The organism is Candidatus Aquicultor sp. (assembly GCA_036504445.1).
Taxonomy (GTDB): Bacteria; Actinomycetota; Aquicultoria; order Aquicultorales; family Aquicultoraceae; genus DASXVE01.
This window is the reverse complement of the sequence record DASXVE010000015.1, coordinates 52,768-77,898: the sequence shown is the minus strand read 5'-3', so window position 1 is coordinate 77,898 and position 25,131 is coordinate 52,768. Positions and strand designations below refer to the sequence as shown.

The 25,131-nt window shown below is 50.7% G+C and carries 22 protein-coding genes and 1 riboswitch; of the genes, 20 read left to right on the top strand and 2 right to left on the bottom strand.

All coding sequences use genetic code 11. The annotated features are described in order from the left end of the window. The first annotated feature begins 57 nt into the window (after positions 1-57). The 12 genes from VGK02_03565 to VGK02_03510 all read left to right on the top strand — a co-directional run bounded on the left by VGK02_03565 (position 58) and on the right by VGK02_03510 (position 17,407). On the top strand, positions 58-1,635 hold the full coding sequence (locus VGK02_03565) for a hypothetical protein (GenBank protein HEY3374125.1): 1,578 nt from the start codon (positions 58-60) through the stop codon (positions 1,633-1,635). A gap of 613 nt (positions 1,636-2,248) precedes the next feature. Further along, the gene (locus tag VGK02_03560) at positions 2,249-3,583 is read left to right on the top strand and encodes a cytochrome c3 family protein (protein ID HEY3374124.1); all 1,335 of its coding nucleotides are present in this window, start codon (positions 2,249-2,251) and stop codon (positions 3,581-3,583) included. A gap of 23 nt (positions 3,584-3,606) precedes the next feature. Further along, entirely contained in the window at positions 3,607-4,272 is a 666-nt protein-coding gene (locus VGK02_03555; GenBank protein ID HEY3374123.1) for a twin-arginine translocation signal domain-containing protein, read from the top strand. A 48-nt stretch (positions 4,273-4,320) separates the two neighbouring features. After that, positions 4,321-7,524 (top strand): molybdopterin-dependent oxidoreductase, encoded by a 3,204-nt coding sequence (locus VGK02_03550; GenBank protein HEY3374122.1) that lies wholly within the window; start codon positions 4,321-4,323, stop codon positions 7,522-7,524. Positions 7,525-7,541: 17 nt separating this feature from the next. After that, positions 7,542-8,288 carry a 4Fe-4S dicluster domain-containing protein gene (locus tag VGK02_03545; protein HEY3374121.1) on the top strand — a complete coding sequence of 249 codons (747 nt, stop codon included), beginning with the start codon at positions 7,542-7,544 and terminating at the stop codon, positions 8,286-8,288. A gap of 175 nt (positions 8,289-8,463) precedes the next feature. Beyond that, positions 8,464-9,894 carry an EamA family transporter gene (locus VGK02_03540; GenBank protein ID HEY3374120.1) on the top strand — a complete coding sequence of 477 codons (1,431 nt, stop codon included), beginning with the start codon at positions 8,464-8,466 and terminating at the stop codon, positions 9,892-9,894. 146 nt (positions 9,895-10,040) lie between these two features. Continuing rightward, positions 10,041-10,841: a hypothetical protein gene (locus VGK02_03535; protein ID HEY3374119.1), complete on the top strand. Its 801-nt coding sequence runs from the start codon at positions 10,041-10,043 to the stop codon at positions 10,839-10,841. Further along, positions 10,831-11,877 (top strand): cytochrome c3 family protein, encoded by a 1,047-nt coding sequence (locus tag VGK02_03530; protein ID HEY3374118.1) that lies wholly within the window; start codon positions 10,831-10,833, stop codon positions 11,875-11,877. Before VGK02_03535 ends, VGK02_03530 begins: the two co-directional genes overlap by 11 nt. An 83-nt stretch (positions 11,878-11,960) precedes the next feature. Beyond that, a riboswitch (cyclic di-GMP riboswitch) is annotated at positions 11,961-12,042 on the top strand. Between the two features lie 68 nt (positions 12,043-12,110). Then, entirely contained in the window at positions 12,111-14,126 is a 2,016-nt protein-coding gene (locus VGK02_03525; protein HEY3374117.1) for an S-layer homology domain-containing protein, read from the top strand. A gap of 291 nt (positions 14,127-14,417) precedes the next feature. After that, positions 14,418-15,575, top strand: coding sequence for an LL-diaminopimelate aminotransferase (locus tag VGK02_03520; GenBank protein HEY3374116.1), 1,158 nt, complete (start codon positions 14,418-14,420; stop codon positions 15,573-15,575). 12 nt (positions 15,576-15,587) lie between these two features. Then, on the top strand, positions 15,588-17,018 hold the full coding sequence (hflX, locus tag VGK02_03515) for a GTPase HflX (GenBank protein HEY3374115.1): 1,431 nt from the start codon (positions 15,588-15,590) through the stop codon (positions 17,016-17,018). Between the two features lie 77 nt (positions 17,019-17,095). Continuing rightward, positions 17,096-17,407: a DUF1622 domain-containing protein gene (locus VGK02_03510; protein HEY3374114.1), complete on the top strand. Its 312-nt coding sequence runs from the start codon at positions 17,096-17,098 to the stop codon at positions 17,405-17,407. 39 nt (positions 17,408-17,446) lie between these two features. Here the strand turns inward: VGK02_03510 and lexA are convergent, their stop codons facing one another. After that, the gene (gene lexA / locus VGK02_03505) at positions 17,447-18,067 is read right to left on the bottom strand and encodes a transcriptional repressor LexA (protein HEY3374113.1); all 621 of its coding nucleotides are present in this window, start codon (positions 18,065-18,067) and stop codon (positions 17,447-17,449) included. Between the two features lie 246 nt (positions 18,068-18,313). On the opposite strand from lexA, the gene VGK02_03500 reads away from it, so the two are divergent. From VGK02_03500 to VGK02_03465, 8 genes are all read left to right on the top strand, one after another. After that, entirely contained in the window at positions 18,314-18,568 is a 255-nt protein-coding gene (locus VGK02_03500; protein ID HEY3374112.1) for a hypothetical protein, read from the top strand. 124 nt (positions 18,569-18,692) lie between these two features. After that, positions 18,693-19,238, top strand: coding sequence for a hypothetical protein (locus VGK02_03495; GenBank protein ID HEY3374111.1), 546 nt, complete (start codon positions 18,693-18,695; stop codon positions 19,236-19,238). Between the two features lie 80 nt (positions 19,239-19,318). Continuing rightward, a complete protein-coding gene (locus VGK02_03490; GenBank protein ID HEY3374110.1) occupies positions 19,319-20,044 on the top strand; it encodes a head GIN domain-containing protein in 726 nt (241 codons plus the stop codon). A 106-nt stretch (positions 20,045-20,150) separates the two neighbouring features. Then, complete coding sequence (locus tag VGK02_03485) at positions 20,151-20,537, top strand: DUF2807 domain-containing protein (protein ID HEY3374109.1); 387 nt, start codon at positions 20,151-20,153, stop codon at positions 20,535-20,537. A gap of 238 nt (positions 20,538-20,775) precedes the next feature. Next, positions 20,776-21,222, top strand: coding sequence for a transcriptional regulator NrdR (gene nrdR / locus VGK02_03480; GenBank protein ID HEY3374108.1), 447 nt, complete (start codon positions 20,776-20,778; stop codon positions 21,220-21,222). A 179-nt stretch (positions 21,223-21,401) separates the two neighbouring features. Then, the gene (gene nrdD / locus VGK02_03475; GenBank protein ID HEY3374107.1) at positions 21,402-23,597 is read left to right on the top strand and encodes an anaerobic ribonucleoside-triphosphate reductase; all 2,196 of its coding nucleotides are present in this window, start codon (positions 21,402-21,404) and stop codon (positions 23,595-23,597) included. 121 nt (positions 23,598-23,718) lie between these two features. Next, positions 23,719-23,970 carry a thioredoxin family protein gene (locus VGK02_03470; protein ID HEY3374106.1) on the top strand — a complete coding sequence of 84 codons (252 nt, stop codon included), beginning with the start codon at positions 23,719-23,721 and terminating at the stop codon, positions 23,968-23,970. Further along, the gene (locus tag VGK02_03465; protein HEY3374105.1) at positions 23,955-24,686 is read left to right on the top strand and encodes an anaerobic ribonucleoside-triphosphate reductase activating protein; all 732 of its coding nucleotides are present in this window, start codon (positions 23,955-23,957) and stop codon (positions 24,684-24,686) included. Before VGK02_03470 ends, VGK02_03465 begins: the two co-directional genes overlap by 16 nt. A 118-nt stretch (positions 24,687-24,804) precedes the next feature. On the opposite strand, the gene VGK02_03460 is transcribed toward VGK02_03465, so the two are convergent. Further along, entirely contained in the window at positions 24,805-25,038 is a 234-nt protein-coding gene (locus VGK02_03460; protein ID HEY3374104.1) for a hypothetical protein, read from the bottom strand. Positions 25,039-25,131: the final 93 nt, after the last annotated feature.

The window sequence follows — 25,131 nt, the reverse complement described above, 5'->3', positions numbered from 1 at the left end:
TGCTTTGGCCGGGACTTTAACAATTAATGTCAAATTAGAAAGAGTGGGATTTGTTTTATGAGCGAAGTAGTTGGGACAGGAAGTTTGTCAGCGATACCAACGATGGCGCTTCCTAGTTACATAGAACGCATGCGTCGCAGAAAGCTGCTACTGATAGGGATACTGGTTGTAGCTTTATTGGTCACATCCATAGCGTTTGCGCGATATTACTTTAACCAAGAGGACCCTCTGCCAACGATTGATGTCGTTGAGAAGGGTAGAATCATCCCGCCAGGCTTTACCTTTACGATGAACGGCGGTCCCAACAAGGAGCTTGCCCTGAGCAAACCGCAAGCAATTGCCGTCCACCCAAATAACGGCAATATCTATGCCACTTCCTTTGTCAGAGACGTAATCAAGGGGAAGATTGAGGTTTTTCGCCCCGATGGGACATACCAATTCACGTTTGACCAGATAGGAAACGGCCCTGATAAAAAACCCATGACCTTGAAGGCGCCATTATCTATTGCCATCAATAATAAGGGCAACGTCTACGTTTCAGATCAGGCCTACAATTCGATATATATATTCTCGGAGAACGGCAAGTTTATCTCCACGTTCGCCCCCAACAATGACCCTAAATTTGAATGGGCTCCAACAGGCATGGCTTTCGACAATGAGGGCAACTTGTATGTAACCGATGTGCTGAAGGTACACAGAGTGCTCGTATTTGATCCAACGGGTAAGCTAAAGCTCGAATTTGGCTCGACCGGCATGACTGTTAGAAAAGGTGAATACCCCGGCAAATTCTATTTCCCAAACGGCTTATTCATTGACCGAGACAAGAAGATATTCGTAGCCGACAGCAATAACCGCAGGGTACAGGTATTCTCACCAGAGGGGAAATTCTTATATATTATTGAAACGGGCGGCCTTCCAAGAGGTATAGCTATTGATGACCAAAACCGCTTATATGTGGTTGATGCCTTGGGCCATAATGTAACCGTCTACAATAAGACTTCAAAAGATGCTCGTTCCTTAGCAATATTTGGAGAGCAAGGCACGCAATTTGGGCAATTCCTCTACCCAAACGGCATCGCGCTCGATAAGGGCGGCCATCGTATTTTTGTCACCGACCGTGAGAACAACAGAATACAGGCCTGGACATGGCCGGTTGTAGCCGCAGCCGTAACACCCGCTGTGAAAAAGGCGTTACCGTTAGGATTGATACTTGCCGCTATTGCCGCGCTGATTGCATGGCGGATGATACGCAAGCGCAGGTACTTCGCATCATCGTCATTCCTTAATGAGATCATAGCCGACCATCAACTATATAATCTTAAAAAGGCGGTGCGCAAAGTCTACGTGCATCCTGCAACCTATGAGAAGCTTAAGAAGTACACAGAAGGCGATATTGTCGGGGAGGACGTACTTCGCCCGTTTAAGATTGACCAAACGCAAACTGCAAGCTTGAAAGCACACGAGGACCTTGATAACGAAGCGGCAGCATTGTTCGCGGAGGCTGGTAAGGGCTGGATTAAGCCGAGAATACTAACCAACGATCCGCAGAACCATGCGGCCGCGCGCAAATTGAGTTTGGAAAGCATGGATTATCAGCTATTCCTGGGCTACTTCGAGCCAAAGAAGCATGCTTAAGGTAAATTGGCATATGTGTGCCGACGGCCTACATATGCCGCTGGCGCGCATAAACTAGCCGTTTACTATTACAGAGGTACGTTTGCGGGGCTCTACTTAACAGGAATAAATCAAAGAGATTAAATTGGCTTATAGCGACGGAAAGGAAACAGATAAGAGAATATCCAGGCTATCGCAAAAACATTCGCAGTTAGACATCCTGACATTAACTCTGGCACCGATTATCACTCTAGTCATACTTGGCAAAGCGAGCTCTTGTAAAATCTGACATTATGACGTAAAGTAATCATATGTAGTGTGTAACTAGTGTTACGTACTCTGTTACTCAGTCCCGTGATGAAGCCTTTAAATTTACGGCAGGTGGACCTAATATTTTGCCCTAGTGTGTAACAGATGTTACCCACTATTATACCAGGCCAGGTCTTTGTATATGTACAACCGTGGATTCGTTATAATCGGGTTCTTGAGGATGGTTCGGTCTTCAAGCAGCTTATCTATAACTATCTTGGTTTAAGGAAGGTGATGCTATAGGGGAGTTAAATATAGGGCTTAGTAAAAGTCCGGTTATGCGTATAAATGCATCTGACTAAATGAAACGAAAGGGAGGAAATAGATGCGAACAATGTTACTTGACACATCAGAACTCGTGCGTACAAAGAACGTTAGTAGACTTGTGTTGATTTCGCTTGTTGTAGCAACATTTGTATTCATGGCAAGCGGAGTAGCATTTGCTAACTACGGTCCGCACGGCGCATTCGTAACCGACACGGATGCTTGTGCCGGTTGTCACCGCGCGCACACCTCAGTAAGCAACGTGAAGTTCGAAGATCGCACATTGAATCGCGACAAGAGCGCATTGCTTGCCGGTAGCAACCTTAGCTTCGACCCGACACAACCGGGTAACCAGGGCCAATTTGTATCTGCCACGGTTAAGGACTTCTGCTACACCTGCCACGGCGCTGGCTCAGCCGGCGCTGCTACAGACGTTATGTCCGGCGTACTCGAGTCCGCAATCGGCAATTCAACGGCCGGCGACGTACTCAATGGTGGAGGCTTCGTTGAAATCAAGCAGGCCTCAGTAACCTCAATGCACGACATGCCTTCGGCTACCGCTGCAAGCCAATTTGTAGCTGGTGGCGGTCTCGCTTTTGGTGGAAGACGCTCAAATGGTACATATGATGCCGGGGGCGGTCTCCAAATCGTTATGGATTGCGACAGCTGCCACGACCCACATGGCTCAAGCAATTACCGTATCCTGAAAGATAAAGTCAACGGTGTTGCCGTCGGCGGTTATGGCACAAACTTTGCCAATGAAACCGATCCGAATCCGGACCCGTACGTTCTCTCAAACGAGGTTGGCTTCCCGCTTCCAAGCCAAAGCAACCCGAATGGCGGCTTCAGGCTTCATGTTGCGGCTGCGGGCTACAGCCCAGACTACACAACCGCTCGCTATGCTAAAGCCCCTGCAGCTGGAAAAGGTATTAGCGGTTGGTGTGCTGCATGCCACACTGAGTACAACACGACGTCATCTACCAACCAAACTGCCTACAATGCAGGCGATGGCCTCGGCGATGTTGTAAGACACCGTCACCCGGTTAACGTTCCGCTTAACGGCTTTGTTGGCGATCGAGACCTTCTCACCACCACGACTGCAACAGGCATGAACGCAGCGTGGGGCGACAATCTCGATATTCCGCTCGAGCATAGCGCGACGGCCGAAGCCCATGGTGCAACACAGCCTAACTCAACCGCTGACAACATTGGATGCCTGACCTGCCACCGTGCACACGGTACAGACAAGACCATGGCTGGTTATGCTGCCGGCGTTGACCCATACAATAATACAATGGCCTTTACGCCGCCTTCGATGGGTACTAATGGTGCATCAAACAGCGCTATCCTCAGGGCCAACAATCGCGGTGTGTGCGAGCGCTGCCATAACAAGTAATAAGGAAAGGAGGCAGTACGCACATGTCTAAGAAGGAAATTGATACAAAAACCAAGAAGCGGGGCCTATCGCGTCGTGATTTCTTAAAAATATCAGCGGCGGGCGCCGGTGCTATGGCGCTGGACTGGACACTTGTTGGACCGAGCGCAGCAGTTGCGGCAGAGTACGTAATCACGGATACGTCCAAACGAACAACCTGCCCATACTGCTCGGTAGGCTGCAACTTGGTCGTTGCTCTTGGCCAAGATAAAGGCCCCGATGGCAATGGGACTGGCCCGGTGAAAGCAGTCGATATCTACGGTGATCCGGATTGCCCGATTAACAAAGGGAAGCTTTGTAGCAAGGGCGCTGCCGCTATACAGCTCGCTAATAACAAACGCCGTGTTGGTGTACCGGATAGTATTCACGTTGCCAGCCGTTCAGACGGCACCGATGATATGGGCCCGATGAAGAGGACCGGTAACAACGAGTGGACACCAATTAGCTGGACTCAGGCTATCGATGACATCGCGACCGCAATGGTTGCGGCAAGAGAAGCGGTTCCGGTTGAGAACGGTAAAGTCACCGGTCAGACCAAAGGCGTTGCGTTCCTCGGATGCTCTCATGCAACAAATGAGGAGAACTGGATCTACCGCAAGTTGATCGCCAACTTCGGTACCAATAATACCGAGCACCAGGCTCGTATATGACACTCTTCCACTGTGGCCGGTCTTGGCCGCACATTTGGAAGGGGTTCAATGACGAACCACTGGATCGATATTAAGAACTCGAAGCTCATCATGGTGTTGGGTGCTAACCCGGTCGAGAACCACCCGGTCGTTACCCAGTATATCAATGAGGCAATTGGAAACGGCGCTAAGATGATCGTCGTCGACCCGAGGAGAACCCGCACCGCCGCTATGGCACAAGCCACGGGCGGCATGCATCTGAGGATTCGCCCAGGTACAAACGGCGCTCTAATGATGGGTCTGTTCAACTACCTCATCTCCAACAAGAAATACGATGCAGCGTATCAGACCGCTATGGCAAGCAGGACGTTTACTAATGAGACGGGTACTAAGGTTACTAAAAACCCGTGGCCGAAGTGGACGGATTCTCTATTCAGGCTCAACTCTGACGGTTCTGATTATCAGCGCTCGGGCGGATTTCCGGTTGTTTCAACACAGCCGCTGGATAATGCTAGCAGCGACTCAGACACGGTATTCCAGACACTCAAGAGAAGGGCGGCCTACTATGACGCTGCTACCGTAGCAAGCGTCTGCGACATACCGGGCGGCGCATCGGCATTTACCCAGTTTGCCGCAATGGTTGCCGAAGGTCACGGCGATGACTCGACAGCGGGCGGTACCGGATCTGCAAAAGGTTCGCTTTACCCGGCAACGATTCTATACGCTATGGGTGCTACACAGTTCACACACGCTTCGCAAGATCTGAGAGCATATTCAATGCTTCAGATGCTTCTTGGCTGCATGGGCAGAGCCGGTGGCGGCATCAATGCGCTCCGCGGAATTCACAACGTACAGGGCTCAACGGATATGGGCGTTCTCTTCTCGAGCATGCCCGGTTATTCAGATGTACCGCTACGTAATGAGACAACGCTCAGCGCAGCAGCTGTAGCTGGTGCAACCACCGTTCAAGTCATCTCAAAGGTGAAGTTCCATGACGGCGACACACTTAGAATCGATGCCGGTAAGGCTACGCAAGAGGATGTCGTAATCTCGGCCGTAGGCACAGAAACCATGTCTCCATTTACGGTCACTCTTACTGCCGGTCTGGTAAACGCTCATGTGAAAGGCGCTGCCGTCATGGACACCACGCACATCATCCCCGATGGATGGTACGGCATTTACATGGATAAGCTCTTCGGCGGTGCCCGCGTAAAAGGCGCAGGCAATAACTACTATAACGCGACGTTCGATGATGGCTCATTCAATGGCTGGAATTTGCAGCAGCATGGTTTCCGCAACATGATGCACTGGTACTTCCGCCAGAAAGCAACCCCGTTTGCTGCCGATCGGGATCCGAACAACGATGGGTCGATCCTCAACAACTTGAACTTCGACCTGCTTCCAAAGGGCAATGGTTACCATCACATAGAGATGTTCAAGTATATGGACCCGGCAAAAGCGACAGCCGATGCTAAGACTCAAGTCAAGTGCATGTTCGTCCTAGGCCAGAACCCGGCGAATACAGAGCCTAATCAAACTCTGGTCACGAAGGGCTTGTACGAGCTCGATACGTTGGTCGTCTCAGACATCTTCGAGACAGAGACAGCAGGCTGCGAGCGTAAACCAACAGGTGTTACCTACCTGTTGCCGGCAGGCGGCTTCGTCGAGGAAGAGGGCTCGGTTACGAACAGCGGTCGCTGGATACAGTGGCGCTATAAAGCTATAAATCCGCAAGGCGGAAGCAAGTCGGATACCGAGATTCTCTTAAGGCTCGCGAAGAAGCTTGAGGAAAAAGGCGCATTTAGCCATATCCCGACAACACGCAAAGGCGATGACAGCGGCAACTTCAGCAGCCTGTATGAAGGCCTCTACGGCAGCCAGTACGGTTGGGATCCCGCTGGAACAACCCCATTCAATGACGTAGCCGCAACGGTCGCCGAGAGCATCTTTAAGCAGATGGCTCACACCAAGATCAACAGTGCCGACGGCAACGATGGCGGCTGGGGTGCCCTGTGGATTTACCGTGGCGGCTGGGGCGGTTGGGCCGGTGTCGGCAATTACAAAACAATTGCGAAGAATACGCCCGGCAATGATACCGGCGCGACCAAGCTTGTTGATAATTACACAAGCGCATCGGCGGCGGCCAAGGTTCAATCAAACGGCACCACCAGCATCACCATCGGTGGAGTTGCAAGGACTGTATCTACGGTCACAGTTGATGCCTTAACATACAATATCACCGACACCAGCGGTACTTTTGTAATGGATAAATTCCTACGCGGTGATACCTGCTATGTTGATGGTGAACAAGCGACAATCTGGAGCATAGATACGGCTTCCAGCACTCTCACGTTAATGAAGATGCTTGCGCATACCCCGGCGGCCAACACCGACGTCAAAAACGTTCCTAACCGCGCAAAGAGCAGGGGCGGTATGAGCGTCGGCCACAACGGCACGGACAGCACGGTCGGCCTCTACTCCAATTGGGGATGGGCATGGCTTAAGAACCGCCGCATATTCTACAACAACAGCGCGGGCAGCCTTGCAAACGACGTAGCAGATACCTTCGTTGCGCCAGATCAGGTCTCAAGGTTCTTCGTACATCACGACCCGCAATATACATCTCCGGCCAATGTGAATTATTCGGCAGACGTAATCACGTATGCGACCACGTATCGTTACTACAGCAAGCTGAAAGACCTCAATAGCGGCGATAGTTCAACGTGCGATGCAACCAAAGGCGCTACGATGCCGAAACACTGGGAATGTATTGAGACAAATAACAGCGCTGCTCTAACCAAATACGGTAAGACTGGTGATGCCCCAACAGGTGCAATCGGTACAACAACAAACTACCCGTTCATCCTCGAGACGATCAGGGTAACCGAGCACTTCCAGGGCGGCCCGACAACCAGGAACATACCGTGGCTATGCGAGCTGGTTCCCGAGCCATTTATCGAGCTCAACTCGGCTGATGCATCAGCCAAAGGTATTAAGAACGGCGACTCTGTCTATATTGACACTGCAAGAAAGGCCAATGTCGGTCCGTTCAAGGCCAAAGTTGGTTCGGGTCTTTCAACGCAGCAATATGTAAAACAAGGTGTTGTCGCGATTCCGTGGCACTGGAACAAGGTCTACCTGCGCAACGCGCTCGGAAGACCAGAGGGCGTTATTTCTGAAGGTGCTAGCGCAAATGACCTTACAATCGATGCCCTCGACATGAATATCAAAATGCCAGAGTACAAAGTTTGTCTCTGCCAGATTCATAAGTAAAGGAGGTGTGATGTAGAATGGCACATATGGCAATTCTTCACGAGATTGACAAATGTATGAAGTGCAGGGGCTGTCAGGTAGCCTGCCAGCGAGTTCAGGGTTTAGACCGTGTGCCCGCATATGACGGTGTTCCGAAAGTCGCGTGGGACGACCCGATGGTCGTTAAGGCGCAAGCGGTTAACGATGCTCCACCGTATGTTCGGTATAGCTGCTGGCACTGCGAGGGTGCGCCGTGCGCGAGCGCGTGCCCTCTGGGTGCGATGGCGATAGATGCAGCGACAGGCGCGGTATACGTCGATAAAAATCAATGCGATCCCAATAATACACTGTGTATGAGGCAGTGCCGCACATACTGCCGCAGGGGCGGTTATCCGAAAATCCGCGAGCAGAACGAGTGCGCAACCGATGAGAGCCCATTGGCATTCAAGTGCAACCTGTGCTACAACAGGCCGGAAGGCCCGGCATGCGTAGCGACTTGTCCGGCTGGCGCCCTAACCTATGGCGACAGGGACACAGTTCTCGCTAACGCAAAGCTAAAATATAGCAACATTGTCGGTGACGGCCACGTATACTGGGCAAGTAAAAAGCCATTTACTGCTCCAGCGTCCGACCCATTCATTGAGGATCACATCTCCCCGATGCTTGGTAAGGTATCAAACGGAACCACAGGGAAAATATTGGCAATACCGACTGTCCTATTCGGCGGCCTCTATGCCCTGTATCGCAGACGCCTAGACGTAGGCACAGAATCGGAGAAGGCATAAGCTTATAAAGCACATGTCATTAAAAGTTCTTATACACAATACGGCGGAGGGAATTCCCTCCGCCGTAAATGTTATATAATTAAGTTTGCGCATGGGAGAATCAGTGCAATTCAACACACTATTTAGGACGGTCATAACTTCACTAATATTGGGTGTCAGCTGGTCGTTGTACTATGTGTTAACGATCGTAAACATCAAGCAAGCTCCGGCTGCAACAGCTGTGTTTGCCGTATTTTTAATGGCATCAATATTTTCCGCATTGTTTTTCGGCTCTACGGCAAGCAAAGTCGCCCGTAAAATTATCACCGGTTTTGGCCGCACTGCTGAGGCCAAACAAGATGCGCTTACCATCCTGGTTATCGGCTTAAGCGCCGGCATGTCGTTCTTCCTTCAGGCAGCCAAACGCTCGGCATTTGCACCGTCCGGTAGCGACGTGGCGTTCCTCTTATCGTTTGCGCCCCTGTTTGCCATCATTCTTGCAGGATTAACTAAAAGCGAGCGAACCTGGTTTAAGGCTGCCGGCTCGGCCGCAGCGTTGCTCGGAACAATCGCGATTGTTGGGAACTGGGAGCGTCCGAGCTCCTTTTCGCCGTTTTCACTTTTCGCGTTTGATGAATCGCTCGTTCTTCTATCAGCGCTCGCTATGGCTGTTTGCGCTTTGTTATCCAAAAGATTGCTGGAACGCTATTCCGTAACAGCGCTTGCTACACTAGCGTTATGGATCGCAACCTGCATGGCGGCTGTCATTTCGGCGGCATTTGATGGGCCGGCGGCTATCCTCAAAATTACTGCAGACGGCTGGCTGATTCTTGCCATCGCAAGCGTATTCTCTATTATCCTCGGTATTTTCTCTTTGTTCGACCTGCTGTCGACCCAGAGCATTTCGAGATCGATCTCGGCGCTGCACCTTTTGCCCATCCTGGTGACGGCGTTAATCGGCATCGAGAAGGTTTTCGGCTTTGCTTACATGGCGACCCCGTTTGAGTGGGCACCGATAATCGTAGGAAGCATAGTAACACTAGCCGGTACGGCCTTGCTGTGGTCTCAGCGGACACATCAACAGCACTACAACGTAAATAAAACAGTGGTGAGCCTTCTGGTGGTCTTGGCTATAGCAAGCGCTCTATGGTCCGGCATTGCGCTTTTCTATCCTTATAAAGTGAGCTTCATAAGCGGCGTTCTCGATGCAGGCCAACCGTATGAAGCGCAGTTCCTCTCACTGCGCTATAACAGCGTAGGAGGCTTCATGTTGCTTCTTGCAACCATAATCAACCTAGCAGCCTCCGTTGGCCTCATAAGGCAGCGTATGGGGCCGTATAGGGCTTTACTGTGGGCTCTGTTTAGCTCCTTGTTGTTATCCGCAATAGTGGTCGTCGGAAATACCCCGATAATAACCTGGTTCGCCGACATACCATCCGACATACAGCATGGTATCGGCACACCTTACGTAACCCTTATCGAAACTTCGCAGCCCAATATCCCTTGGCTTATCGCGTTAAGTTTAACCTGCGCATATATTGCGCTACTAGCAGGATACTTCATGTCTTCCTCTAGAAAAGCTCGCCTCATTGGGATAAACAGTCCATCATCTGCAACTGAAGCCTAGTCTCAGCATAGGCCCGACCTAGCAGGCGAACCACTATTCGTGTTAGTAGTATTACTGTTATAACTTTCTTACTAATACTTCAACCTGGCATATTATGTTACAATCTGGTATAATCTGGGAAACTCTTGCGCTAGGAGAATATTCGAGTGTCCGCCTTTGAAAAAGCAGCTAAATTATATAGAGAGTATCCGATTTTAGTCATCGCTATTGCAATAGTCCTCATACTCCCGCTGGTTGTATTCGGAATGTTTACAAACGTTGAGACCGGTACAAAAACCATCTGCAAATATAACCACGTTATCAAGGATCGGAGCAAGACGATTACCGTCTTTCGATGGAACACCGGCAAGTACAAAGTAGCTATCCGCAGAACTGTTTGCACGAAACATAAAGACGTTGAGATTCTCAAACAAAAAATTAAAGAATCTAGGAAGCGCGGAGACAAGGAACAGGCCAACGCCCTCAATAGATTGCTAGAGAGCGCAAATGCGGCCGTTTCAAGCACTCAAAATAAAGGGATATCAGGGGGCAAAGATGGTAAAAGCCCGTTCTACTCGGGTGATTTAATTGTCTTGTTTCCTAGCCGCATACGGGGATATAAGATGGTAAGCGAGACAGCTGGCCCGATTACTGCAAATAGGATGTATAGCCCAGAATCCGGCGCTCATCCGGAAATACAACAGCTTACTATTGCACTCAACCAACTCAATACCGAAGAAGAAGCCAAGAAATCGATCGAACAAAACATCAAACCTTACTACGCAGCCGACGGTAAAAACACATCCGTCAACAACGCCGAGGCATATTTTGGCACAGACGGCCAGGACTATGCCGTCCTCGCGTACCAGATCAACGGAGTCGTCTTTAACATCGAAATACTTTCGAAAAACGGCTCACCGAAGGATCTATATGACGATATTATCGAGGTGGGGAGCGGTGTTCCGTAAACGCCGAATAATGTTTCTTAGTTTTGTTTTGCTAAACATCTTGGCCATAAGTATTACGCTGTTAGTTAACGAGGGGCAGCTGTTAGCCTTTGATAATCCACACTTTAAACCCCGCGACCGGGATACCGACACCTGTGCTCAATGCCACCGCTCGCATACAGCTGTCGATAAGGATTTGTCGACCCCGTTTGTCCAAAGCGAACAATGCTTGGTCTGCCACGATGGAACCGGCAGCAGTTACAATATCGCGGCGGTTCTCACTAAAACCAACCGGCACAGCCGCGGAGGTCAAGACGGCGGTTCATCAAAACAATGCGCGAGCTGTCACGAGGTACACACGGCCGATCCCAACTTGTGGAGGCTTTTGATAGACCCACGCAATACCCGCAACCAGTGGTATATCGTTGGAGCCGCCAATAGCAACTACGATTCGACAACAACGTCATCGGGAATGTATAGGTGGTGCGAGAGCTGCCATACGGATTCCACATCAATGGCATGGCTCGGCGCAACGATTCTCAGGGCCGCAAAAACGTCCACTTACTATATACCGTATGATATACGGGTATCATCATGGACCTCATACGAGCAAGTGGATAATAACGGCGATACGAGTACCGCCGCGTACTGGCAATTCTTTAACGCCGACACGATTATAACAACCATGACGATTGACTCGACGGAAACCACGGTAACGCGTTTCGGCTACAACGACCCCTTGGCCGTCGGTAATTCCGCACACGGTCGGGCGAGTTCGAGCGAATCATCAACGGCGGGGATGCTGGAGTGGAAGGGCCCATATAGAGCAAGTTACCCGGCGGTTCCCTGCACCGAATGCCACGATCACCATGCTTCCAACCAACCCTGGATGATCGCCGACACCATCACCGTGGGCAGTACCGAGACAGCCGGTTTTGATATGCGCCTTCCTGGGGGCCAAAAGCAATTCTGTGAAGCATGTCACGTCGGTACGTACGTCAAATGTGACACCGCACAGAAATGCACCAACTGCCACCGCCACGGCAAACAGTTCTAACCTTATTCATTATATTCTTGATAAACAAGCGCTTCTATAGTATTATTGGTAATAATTGGTAGCTTGTTAGTAACAATTGTTTCATACGTTAGGGAAGCGTTGATGGTATGCTGTACGTGGTCACTTGGCATACCGGAGCGAGTAGTGAACCCGGCCCTTACATATACGGCTGGGTTTTTTGTTTATAGGATGCACGTGTTACGTGCATAACGGTAAGAGGAGTGATTGGTATTTTGCGAACGGCATTACGTAAGAGGTTAGTATCGACAGGTATAAACTCATTGCTCTTTGCGGCATGCATCATGCTCGTAATGGTATTTATGCCCGCCATAGCCCTGGCGGGTGACTGGAATAGTCTCGGACCGGGAAACAGTAAGATATATTCACTGGCAGTCTCTCCGGATGGTGCTTCGGTGTTTGCAGCATCAAACGGTGAAGGTGTGTTCAGGTCGACAGACGGCGAAACCTGGACAGCCGCCAACGAAGGGTTATCCAACCTTAGTGTGTATACGGTCGCCGTATCGCCACGGTTCGCCAGCGATTCCACCGTGTTTGCCGGCACTAACGGCGACGGTATATTCAAGTCTACCGACGGGGGCGATACCTGGGACCCTGTTAATAAGGGGCTCTCGTACCGCTACATATCCTCGATCGCAATCGCACCAACTTCAGAAGAGACGCCGACGATTTTTACCGGCACCAACGGCGGAGGCGTATATAAATCGACCGTCACAGACGACGGAACTATGGGCTGGGCTAGAATCACTGCCGGCTTACCAACCAGTGTAATAGTTCGCTCGATTGCGTTCTCCCCGGATTATGCTGCTGATTCTACCGTATTCGTCGCAGTAGCAGATACCTCGAATACGCTCGGGGAAGTATATAGATCAGCCAATGGTGGAGACAGCTGGGAGCGGGATAACAGCGACTTGGGCTTTGTAAGCGCGGTCGCCGTGTCGCCTAATTTCTCCACAGACCATACCGTATTTGCAAGCACGATACGCGGCATTTATAAATCGGTCGATGGCGGAGTCAATTGGACCAGCTGTAATACCGGCTTCGCAACGTCGTTCGCCATGTCGTCTCACTACGGGTCGGATTCGACCATCTACGCCGGCACAAATGGGGGCGCATATAAATCGACCAACGGCGGGCTCAACTGGGCGAGTGCAAGCGCAGGGCTCAACTGGATAGATCCCAAAACAGGAAACACGAAGAGTACAGTCCTCACGCTTGCCATTTCACCAGCCGGCAATGCTGTTTACGCGGGCACGTTCGGTGGCGGTGTCTTCACCACCGCAAGCCCTACCATTGACAGAACAGACAAAAAGTGGGAACTTCCGGCTGGCGGGGATTCTGGTGGACAGCCAGGCGACAACGGCTCCGGCGGCGGTGGCGGTGGCGGGGGCGGCGACTCGCAACCACCGCAAGATATCATCGTACCTAACGCCCCAACCGGCTTGAAGGCGGCGGCAATTAAAACAGAAATCGATCTTACCTGGAACGCGAATGCCGATCAGGATCTGGCCGGATACAATGTGTACCGCAGCGAGGGTTCGCTTGATCCCGTCAAGATAAACGGGAGTTTGGTAATAACACCGTCGTTTAGTGATACCCAAGTTTTGGGAAAGACCGTCTATAAATATTACGTAACTGCTATCGATAAAGCGGGTAACGAAAGCAATAAATCGGCGGTGGCAGAAGCGGCATTGACCGACGTTTTGGGGGCTGTCACGTTCTCAGACACGCCGGCCAGTGCCTGGTATAAGCCGTTTATTTCGAAGCTGGTCACCGGTAAAATCATCAGCGGCTTCCCGGACGGCACATTTAGGCCGAACGAGAGCATAACGAGAGCTGAATTTGCTAAGATGATATGCCTTGCAATGAAATGGAATGTCGTAACGCCGGCAAAATCATCGTTTACCGATGTTGCAGCCAACCACTGGGCTAGAGGGTATATTGAAACCGCAAAAGCCCACGGCGCAATCACCGGGTATCCCGATGGTACGTTCGGGCCATCTAGCAGGATTACCAGGGCGGAGATCGCTACGATTATCGCCAAAACGTTGCGTCTCGGCGCCGGTTCGACATCGCTCTGGGATGTCAAAGGCTCCTGGGCGAAAAACTATATCGGCTCATGTGTTAAGGCCGGTATAATCAGTGGCTACACGGACGGTACCTTTAAGCCCGCCGGCCGGGCGACTCGCGCCGAAGGAGCCAAGATGGTCGCAGGAACAGTCAAAGACTAGATAATCGCGAACGCGCTTGCAAATTTTCAAAATAGAAATAAACAGTGTAAACAACTCTTAGGTAGCGGCGTGATGCGATAAATATTATACATCTATATATCGGTATAAAAAAGGGCTCGACTTGGGTCCTTTTTTATAGGCAGTATGACCGGCGAGTTACCTTAATTTGCTATTTTCATCTAGCATTACCAGCTCAAATGTGCTAGCGTAATAAAAATATAGTTTTTCGTTTACCATCTTTATCAGCCACAAACTGTACACTTTATATATTTTGAGGAGGCACACAGCATAATGGAATTTGCGAAGCGGATTGACAATCTGCCACCGTATCTTTTTGCGGAGATCGACAAGAGGGTAGCTGAGAAAAAAGCACAGGGTATCGATGTTATTAGCTTGGGTATCGGAGATCCGGTCGAGCCGACGCCGAAGAATATCATCGACAAGTTGTGCGAAGAAGCGGCAAATCCGGTGAATCACCGTTATCCTTCGTATTACGGATTACCGGCGTTTCGCCACAGCATCGCCAACTGGTATAAGAAGCGTTTTGATGTTGATTTGAATCCGGATACTGAGATTCTTCCGTTGATTGGGTCAAAGGAAGGCATCGCGCACATCTATCTTGCAGTAGTCGATCCGGGCGACACAGCGCTCGTCGCCGACCCCGGATATCCGGTTTATACCACCGGTCCGATCCTTGCCGGTATTAATCCGACGCACGTGCCGTGTCTTGATAGGAACGATTTCTTGCCCGAGCTTGATGCGATTGATAAAAGCACCGCGAAAGCCGCTAAGATGTTCATGCTCAATTACCCGAACAACCCGACAAGCGCAATCGTGCAAGACGGCTTTTTCGGTGATTTAGTGAAGTGGGCGGAAGCCAATCAGGTTATTATCGCACACGATAATCCGTATTCCGAAATCACGTTCGATGGCTACGAGGCGCCAAGCTTCCTGCAGACACCCGGCGCTAAAGATGTGGGCGTCGAGTTCGGCTCGGTCTCAAAAACGTATAACATGACCGGCTGGCGTGTCGGCTGGGCAGCCGGTAATGCCCGTGTTATAGAAGCCCTTGGGCGGGTAAAAACCAATATAGATTCGGGTATCTTTAACGCATTGCAATACGCCGGTATCGAAGCGCTCGAGGGCCCGCAGGATATCATCGGCGAGATGTGCGACATCTATGCGCGCCGCCGCGATATGGTCATGGAGGCGCTCGATAAGATCGGCCTCGAAACCCGTAAGCCTAAGGCCACCATATACATGTGGGTGAAAGTGCCGGCGGGTTACACATCGGCAGGCTTCCAGAAGCTCATGCTCGATAAAGCCGGCGTTGTCATTTCCCCCGGAAACGCGTACGGCCCGTCGGGCGAGGGTTACATCAGGATTTGTCTCAGCGTCAAAGATGACCGTCTCGCCGAGGCTCTGGACAGAATTAAAAATTCGCTATAAGCTTAGTATCTAATTACTATTCAAGTAAGAAGGAGCCATAAGCCAGGGTTCAGAGGGGAAGCAACCTCTCTGCGGTCTGGCCTATGGCTCCTTAAATCTGTAAGTGGGAGAGCGAACGATATTATAGAACTTCAGGATAGACAGGCGAAACTGCCCGAGCGCGCCGTTATCGTCGGTGTTCAGCTCGGGGCGGAGTCTGAATGGGAGGCGGAGCAGTCTCTTAACGAACTCGAACAATTGGTTATAACGGCAGGCGGCGAAGTCGTGGCCCGGGAGATGCAACACCGGGACAGGCCGCACGTGCGCACATATATCGGGCCGGGCAAGGCTGAGGAGATCAATCAGCTTGCCCTGGCACATAATGCGCAGCTTGTTGTCTTTGACAATGACCTATCACCGTCACAGCAGCGAAACCTTGAAGATATTATAAGCAAAGTTAAAATCATCGACCGTACCGGGATTATTCTCGATATATTCGCCCTGCACGCCCACTCGGCTGAAGGTAAATTGCAAGTCGAGCTGGCGCAGCTCAACTATCTTCTGCCGCGCCTGCGCGGCATGTGGCAGCACCTGGAGCGCGAGAGCCAGGGCGGCGGTAGGATGTCGGACCGTATCGGTACCAGAGGCCCCGGTGAGACCCAGCTGGAAACCGACAAGCGTATCATGCGCCGGCGTATCCAACGCTTGACCGCAGAGCTTGGGACATTAAGGAATAACCGCTCGACACAGCGCAAACGCCGCCAGCGAAACAGCGTCTACAGCGTTGCGCTCGTCGGCTACACCAACGCCGGCAAATCGACCCTGCTTAATGCGCTGACCGGCGCCGATGTGCTGGTAGAGGATAAGCTCTTTGCGACGCTCGATTCGACCACGCGAAAGCTCAACGTCGACCACCAGAAGCGTGAAATCGTCATCTCCGATACGGTCGGCTTTATCAAAAAGCTACCGCACCAACTGGTTGCCGCCTTTAGATCGACGCTTGATGAGGTGCAGCTCGCAGACTTGTTACTGCACGTCGTGGATGCGAGTGCCGAGCAAATGGATGAGCAAATTGTGGCGGTCGAAGACGTCTTAAAAGAACTTGGTGCTGAAGATAAACGGCAAGTTCTTGTCTTTAACAAGATCGATTTAATCAGTGAGAGCGAACAGCTGCGGTTAAGGAAAGTCTACCCGGAAAGCATCCTGGTTTCGGCCGCAAATTGTATCGGTCTCGACGGCCTTCGCGAGGCAATCGCCGAGCAGATTCGTAAAAGCTCGGTACGCTTACACCTTAAGGTACCGTACTCGCGCGGTGAGGTGCTGCAGCGCCTGCATAGCGTCAGCCTTATCGTCTCGGAAGAACATACCGAGGACGGCACCAATATTGTAGTCGATGTCCCTCAAGCCGACGTCGACGATTACGCGTCGTTCATGGTCGACGCAAGTACACCGGTTGATTCGTAGGTTACATGGCAGCCCAGTTGGGAACAACAGCTTTAGAGTAGCTATAAAAGCACTCATTTCGCGCCGGGCGGTGTACTGTGACGCTATCGAATGTTTTCAATATCATTGGGGTTGCGATACTTGCGTATGGGGCCTTAGGAAGCGTCTACACATTCATTATATCTCGCTCCAAGGCTTCAAGCGGCAGCATAGGCGACATCAACACTTCGCGCAGATTCATCGTGGAGCGAATAATCTTAAGCCTCGACTTCTTCGTCGGCGCAAACATCATCCGAACGGTAAACGAGCTTGATTTCACTGACCTCGGTCTTCTTGCGGGAATCGTGACCATTCGAATTGTGCTCGCGTACTTTCTAGAGCGCGAGCTGACAGAACGCTTACCCGAGTAGTTGTTCCATCAAGTGGATACCGGATATTTATTGGGCTGGCTAGAACTTGCGCATGAGGCCGACAACTTTGCCCAAGACCTTTGCATCCGGCACAATAATGGGCTCCATTGCGCTGTTCTCGGGTTTCAGTACGATGTGGTCGCGCTTCTTGAAGAAACGCTTCACCGTCGCTTCGTCGTCGATCAACGCTACGACAATCTCGCCATCATGGGCGGTGTTCTGCTGGCGGATGATTATATAATCGCCGTCGAGGATGCCGGCTTCAATCATGCTGTCGCCTTTAACGCGAAGCATAAAAGAGCTTTCGCTGGCGAGCTCCGACGGCACGGCGAAGTTGTCTTCGATGTTTTCCTGCGCCAGGAGAGGCAGACCGGCGGCGACGCGGCCGACTAACGGCACGTTATGCACCTTGCCGGGCATTATGCCTTTATCACTTAGGCGAAAATCGGTAACTTCAAGGGCACGCGGCTTGGTGGGATCACGGCGAATATAACCCTTGCGCTCGAGCGCTGCAAGATGACTGTGTACCGTTGAGCTCGATGTAAGGCCGACCGCATGGCCGATCTCACGAACCGATGGTGGATACCCCTTCTTATTGATCTCTGAAAGGATAAAATCAAGGATTTGCCGCTGCCGCTGCGTCAATGGATGCTGAGGCATAATTTCCTCCTTAAGAGCGTTCGCCCATAGTATAAGTGACCCAAAGCCGGTCAGGTTAAATGTATCATAAAGATTCCCCGGTTGCAAACACCCGTTCGATACTAATACGTCACTACAGCTTAAAGGTACAGTAATATGCACACTAAATCGTGCGTATGAGGATGATCGGCAAAATTGGGTATATGCAATTGTAAAGTGCGAGCTTGTGGTTGCTGTAGATACGTAGGAAAAGGAAGGTGACGTTTTATGATGGCCATGCGAAGAAGAGCCAAGCTTATATCGCCGAAAAGAGAGCTGCCGTTGTTTTTGCAAATCGCTATACCTGGGGCTCTGATCAGCTATATTATAGTATGTTCCGCCTTGATTGCGCGAAAACACGGTAAAAGCCCGTATATATACGGGCTTCTTTCAGTTGTATCGCCGATCAACTTGATCATATTAGGCTATTGGGCGTTCTCGGATTATGAATCGGATGCGTGGAGGGAAGCGCGAGGCGACTAGCTCGATGCCCGGCATTTCTGCTATCCTGTACAGGTAGATCTGTGGACAAACGGCTGTGATGGTTGTTTTGCGGTCAAACCTGAGTGCTTTTGCGGTTAGATACGAATTGTTAGGCGGAAAATAGTTGCTCGTATATCTTACCCTCGGTTCGACACTTCTTTTTATATCGGCCGCATGGCCACCGTATAACGTCTATATTGCCGATGCGCTCGTGCGCAAAGACCGGCTCACCGTAGTGCTTATCGTTCTTGCGGCGTTTTTCGGGCTCATGGTGCCCACAACGGTTATCGTAGCCGGGGCATCGCTCGCATCAATACCACTGGGAAAAATCGGTGGCGCTTTCGTGCTGTTCACGGGCATTAGGATGTTTTTTAAACACCCGGAAAGTGAAGTAAAGACAGGGGAAGAAGCACGCACAAAGACCAACCGCGAGGCAATTGTAACCTCGCTACTGATCTCGATGGTGCCCGGAATCTACGCGGTCCTCGCAGCCGAAGGCATTACCAAACACGACCTTTTGCAGACGGTAATCGTCTTTATTTGCGGCCCTACGGGCGTCTTGCTCGGCGGCTTGCTTCTCGCTTACGGCATTCGTTTTATCAACCTGCCCATAGACAAAATCGGCGGCGTCCTCATCGTGCTCATCAGCTTAAAGATGATGTTTTTCTAGGATTCATCCGGCTATGAGTGTTAACTCCTCTTTTTGGATATACTGTTTACAGAGCAATCGCTATTTACGGAGGGGTATCCATGAAACGAATTGTCTGCATTTTTTTAATTATCGCATCGGCTGTTGGTATAACCGTTGCCCTTGCATCCTGCAGCAGGGTTGTCGTCGGTTCGGGTAACGTAGTCGAGACAACGCGCGACGTCAAAGACTTCACCAGGATATCGCTCTCGGGCAGCGGTACTCTCAATATCACACAAGGGGATACTGAATCGCTGCGCATTGAAGCTGAAGAGAATATCCTGCCCGAAATCAAGACGACGGTTCGGGGCGGCGAGCTTCACATCGCTATTAACGATACCCGCTCGGTAGTGACCCCAACGAAACCTATAAACTATTTCGTCACGGTAAAGGATCTACGAGCGCTGCAGTTATCCGGCTCCGCCAAGGCTAAAAGCGGTCGCATACGCACCGATGACATGGATATCGCAACGAGCGGATCGGGCGATGTCACGATGGAACTCTACGCGGATTCGCTAACCGTGAACGGTTCAGGATCGAGCGCGTTTACGATATCCGGGCGAGTCGGCAGCCAGAAAATCTTAATCAGCGGCTCGGGCTCATACACGGCCCCCGACCTCTTCAGCACCTCGTGCGATGTGGATATCAGCGGATCGGGGAGCGCGAAGGTCAGGGTGAGTAAAAACCTGGATGTCCGGGTTAGCGGGAGCGGTGAAGTCGACTATATCGGCGAGCCCACGGTTAATGAGAATATTTCCGGCTCGGGTAAGGTTACCAAAATCAGGTAGTAATGCCGTCTAAATCCTCACCATCATATGTATTCCGGCAGCTACGAAAGAACGATTTTGGATATAAAGAGTCTGCTTATGTCGCCTTGCATGAAAGGTGGGTGCTATGCGGACTTTGATCCTGACAGTACTTGTCATGCTTTTGGCGGCCGGCGGGGGAGGGACGCTGACGTCGTGTTCGGGCAGCATCCCCGGCTCGGGGCATGTCGTGACCGAGGAGCGGGACGTCCAGGCATTTAATGAAGTCTTGTTAGCCGATGCCGGCCGCATCACCATAGTTAAAGGGGATAAAGAATCGCTCACCGTCAAGGCTGAGGACAATATACTGCCTGAGATACTAACGAGTGTTAAGCAAAACCGGCTCACCATTCGCTTTAAGAAGTGGGACGGCGATACATTGAGAATACGGCCGACTAAGCCGGTCACATTTATTGTGACCGTAAGGGAGCTCCGCGATATCAAGCTGATAAACGAGGCGCAGGTTTCCAACTAATTCTCCCATATCCTACCATTTAGTATTATTCCAGCTCATGAGCCTGCCAGATTATACCATAAACGAAGGACAAGCGACCGCTTGAAATTTTTTGACTATGCTACCCAGCGATAACAACACTGCCGTAAAATTTTCTTTCAAATATTGTTTAAAGCCCCAATATGTAGTGGTATACTATGTTTACACACGCAATATGTTGTGGAAAACCTGTGGATAACTCAAGTGCAAAGGTGCAAGTTTGAAGTGCCCTTACTGCGGTTATCATGACTCGAAGGTAGTAGATTCAAGGGGTAATGAGACCAACGCCGTAACACGAAGAAGGCGTGAATGCCTCGAATGCGGTAAGCGTTTTACGACCTTTGAGCGAGTCGAAGATATACCGCTTACGGTTATCAAGAAGAACGGCTCTCGAGAGCCGTTTAGCAGAACGAAGCTGCTCGACGGTGTCTTAAGAGCGCTCGTAAAACGGCACGTAGCACGAGAGAACGCAGAGCAAATGGTCGATGATATAGAAGGCAATTTGCGAAATGAGTTCAGCTACGAAGTGACGTCGAGAGAGTTAGGTGACCGAGTACTTAAAGCACTCAAAGAAGTTGATAAAGTAGCCTATATTCGCTTTGCCTCTGTTTATAAGGAGTTTAAAGATCTAGAAGAATTCACACAGGAGTTGAAGAATCTGAAGTAGCATTTATCGAACTATAATCAACGCTTTTATATCGTAGTTTTATAACACTATACATAGCAGCAGTTTTTCCAGAGCACTTAGCTGCGCAGCACCGTACATAGCCCACAAACAGGGGCGAAGCGAGTTTTAAACCAGTAGATGTTCGAGTAGAAGAAGCAGTATACAAGGGGGTTCTAGCTATGTCCGATTTCATTACAACGGCTGAGGCTGAAACGGATTCTATCGATACAGCGAAGCCTATGCGGATAATAAACGTCGTAAAGACCTACAGTGAAGAGCGGAGCGGGGATGCAACTGATATAGCTCTCCTCGTCAGCACACACTCGAAGTCAGAGATCAACATATGGAATAAAGCTAAGATCGTTGATTCACTCATTAAGGAAATCGGCGCCGGCGAAGCCCTCGCCGATGAGATTGCCAGCACCGTTGAGAAAAAGCTCTTCGACAGCAACTTCAGCTCTGTTACTACAAGCATTATTAGGGAGCTCGTCGACCTTGAGCTTCTGCAGCGCAACCTGACCATAATGCATAAAAAGCATTCACACCTCGGTCTTCCGATGTACGATGTCGAGGAGATCATCATGAATGCGAATAAAGAAAACAGCAATACCACGCACAACCCGGAATCGATAAACCTTACGCTTGCTGAGACGATCCTTAAAGAGTTCGCGCTCAGGAAGGTATTTGCCGAAGATGTGGCGCTTGCACACATGATGGGCGATATTCACCTACACGATCTCGGCTTTATCATCCGCCCGTACTGCGGCGGCCACTCGCTCGAATACATCAAAAAATACGGCATCTCGCTACCGAACATCACGAGCACATCAAAGCCGGCCAAGCATGCCGAAGTGCTCGTCGGGCACATGGTTAAGATGGCCTCCACACTGCAAGCTCATTATGCCGGCGCTGTCGGCTGGGAAGCGGTCAATATGTTCTACGCGCCGTTCCTAGTAAACAGAAGCTATGAAGAAATCAAGCAGCTTGCGCAGATGCTTATCTACGAGTTTAACCAGCTCGCGGGCGCACGCGGCAGCCAAGTCACCTTTACCGATTTTAACCTGTACTGGAATATCCCACGCCACTTCGCCGATACACCGGCGGTTGGCCCGGGCGGCCAGTACACCGGCAAAACATATAAAGCGTATGAGAAAGAGGCACAGGCGTTCCTCAAGGCAATGTTCGAGGTCTATCTTGAGGGCGACGCCAACGGCAAGACGTTCGTCTTCCCGAAACCGCTTCTTCACATCAATGAAGACTTCTTTAGGACCGAAGGGTGGCAAGAATTCCTTGAGCTCGCATGCCTCGTCGCATCGAAGCAGGGCATTACCTACTTTGTCTTTGACCGCGGCGACGAGGTAACGGTTAGCCAATGCTGCCGGCTCAAACTCAAACTGGGTGAGGAAGACCTCGATGAAGCAAAACGCCCCGAGATGATGCGCTTCTCGGCGCTGCAAAACGTCACCATCAACTTGCCGCGAATCGCGTACAAGGCGACCGGCAACGATGAGCTTCTTTTCTCCGAACTCAACCGTACGTTGGAGCTGGTTGCAAAGGCGCACGTCCAGAAAAAGGCGTTCATCAGCGAGCTCATGGAGCTTGGCACCGCAGGCCCGCTTGCAATGCTAAGCGAAGCCCAGGATGGTAAGCCGTACCTGAGAATGAACCGCCTTACGTATCTGTGCGGCCTCTTAGGCTTAAATGAGTTAGTGCAGACCCACATAGGCCAAGAGCTACATGAGTCGCCTGAAGCGCTCAAATTCGGGCTTAAGGTCGTCTCGCATATGAATCTCAAATGCAAACAACTCTCGGAACAATATGGAATTAAGCTCGTGCTCGAAGAGTCGCCGGCCGAGTCATCAGGCTACCGTCTTGCAAAGCTCGATATGAAGTACTATCCCGAGCAGACCAGGCGCGTAATCAAGGGCAGCTTCGAGAACAACGAGTACTATTACACAAACAGCATTCATCTCTCTGTTGAGGCGGATGTCGATTATATCGAGCGTGTTCGCAAACAGAGCCTGTTCCATCCGCTTATCGATGCGGGTGCGATCATCCATATCTGGCTTGGCGAACATGAGCCGTCAGCAAAATCGCTTGAGAACTTCGTCATTAAGACGTTTAGAAGCACCCATGCCGAGCAGATTGCGTTTAGCCCGGAGTTCACCGTGTGCGAGGCATGTCACCGCACCTCAAGAGGACTATCTGAGGTATGTCCGAGTTGCGGTTCAGAAGATGTCTACGGTATTACCCGTATCGTCGGCTATTTCTCAAAGATCCCTACCTGGAATAAAGGTAAGTCCGGCGAACTCAAAGATAGAGTCAGAACCGATCTGGTTACCGAAGCTATCTCCGGTAACGGCCACGGGTGTTAGTAAATAGTTGAAACGGGCGGAGTACCGCACTCCGCTCAAACTTTAAATGTTGCAGTGCCTAAAGCACCAGTTACAGCCTCAAATCACAGTATTACTAGTTATTATGGAGGAAGCAGGAACGATGTCAGAGAAAGTGAAAGTATTTTGGAAAACCGATTGCCCAAAATGCCCGGCTGCAAAAGCAATTGTTCAGGGTTCTGGCAATGCTGAGCTCTTCAACCTCGATGAGGTCGACGGTTTGGCCGAAGCTGCGTTTTACGGCGTACTCTCAACACCATCGATCGTAATCACCGACGGTACCGGCCAGGAGGTGGCTGCGTGGCGGGGCGAAATCCCGAGTAGACAGGATATTGCACAATGGCTGCGAAACTAGTCGCAAATTCCTTTGGTATTAAAGGAATCGTCCCAACAAGCATGCTTGATTGGGACGGGCATTTAGTTACAACGATATTTTTAGGCGGTTGTAATTTGCGCTGTCCGTTTTGTCATAACCCATCGCTTATCGACGGGGGAGATAAGGCCGACATACCGCTTGAAGTGCTGTTTCGCAATTTTGAGGCCAAGCAAGGCTGGCTCGATGGCGTATGTGTATCAGGCGGTGAACCTACGCTCAGCGATAGTCTTCCCGAGCTGCTGGCCTATCTAAAAGACCTTGCTCCCAAGGTAAAACTCGATACCAACGGAACACAACCGGATGTACTACGAGGCCTGATCAATGAGGGCCTGGTCGACATGGTTGCAATGGATATAAAGACGAGTTTTAAAAACTACGCGAAGGCGACACGGGTTGGTGATTTCACGGACAGGGTGAAAGAAAGTATTACGCTGCTCGTTGAAGCTGAGAGCAGGGGAGTCATAGCCGTAGAGTTCAGAACAACGGTTGTACCGACCATCGTCAGCCACGATGATGTTATTGAAATAGCAGCGTACCTCAAAGAGGTAGGGGCAAGCCGTTATTACTTGCAGCAATTTAAACCCAAAGAGGTCCTTGCTGCGGAATATAGCACGATTAAGCCTTATGATGCAGAGTTCTTAGCGTCGCTGGCAAATGAAGCATCGGCGTTTCTGCCGACAAGCGTTCGCGGTTAGTTATTTATAGACAGAGCTATTGGCGCTCTCCGAATAAGCCCTGGCACAGCCATATGCCGGGGCTTATCGTTACCTATAACCCTGCCGACTAAGTTTCGTCGCATGCCAACCTTGCCGCTTAAAGTTTTCTCTGGCGGATGATGTACTGCACATCATCATCGTTAAGCGCAGGATCATCTGCAATCTTTACACAGTAGGTGACAGGCTCTCCGCCTTTCTTGCCGGCAACCAGCTCCTCTGAATGTTCGAGAAGGGGTGCTACTTTACTTACCCGTATAATAACGCCCTCTTCAGGATTGTAGTAAACACCGGGCTCTCGCATGCACTGGTCAAGACTTAATTCGTTTGCCATACCTTATCCCACCTCCACAACTATCTTTACCCTGTGAGTGCGATGAGTAACGACGGCTTATAAGAAGAGTCCGGGCAATAAAAGAGACCCGCA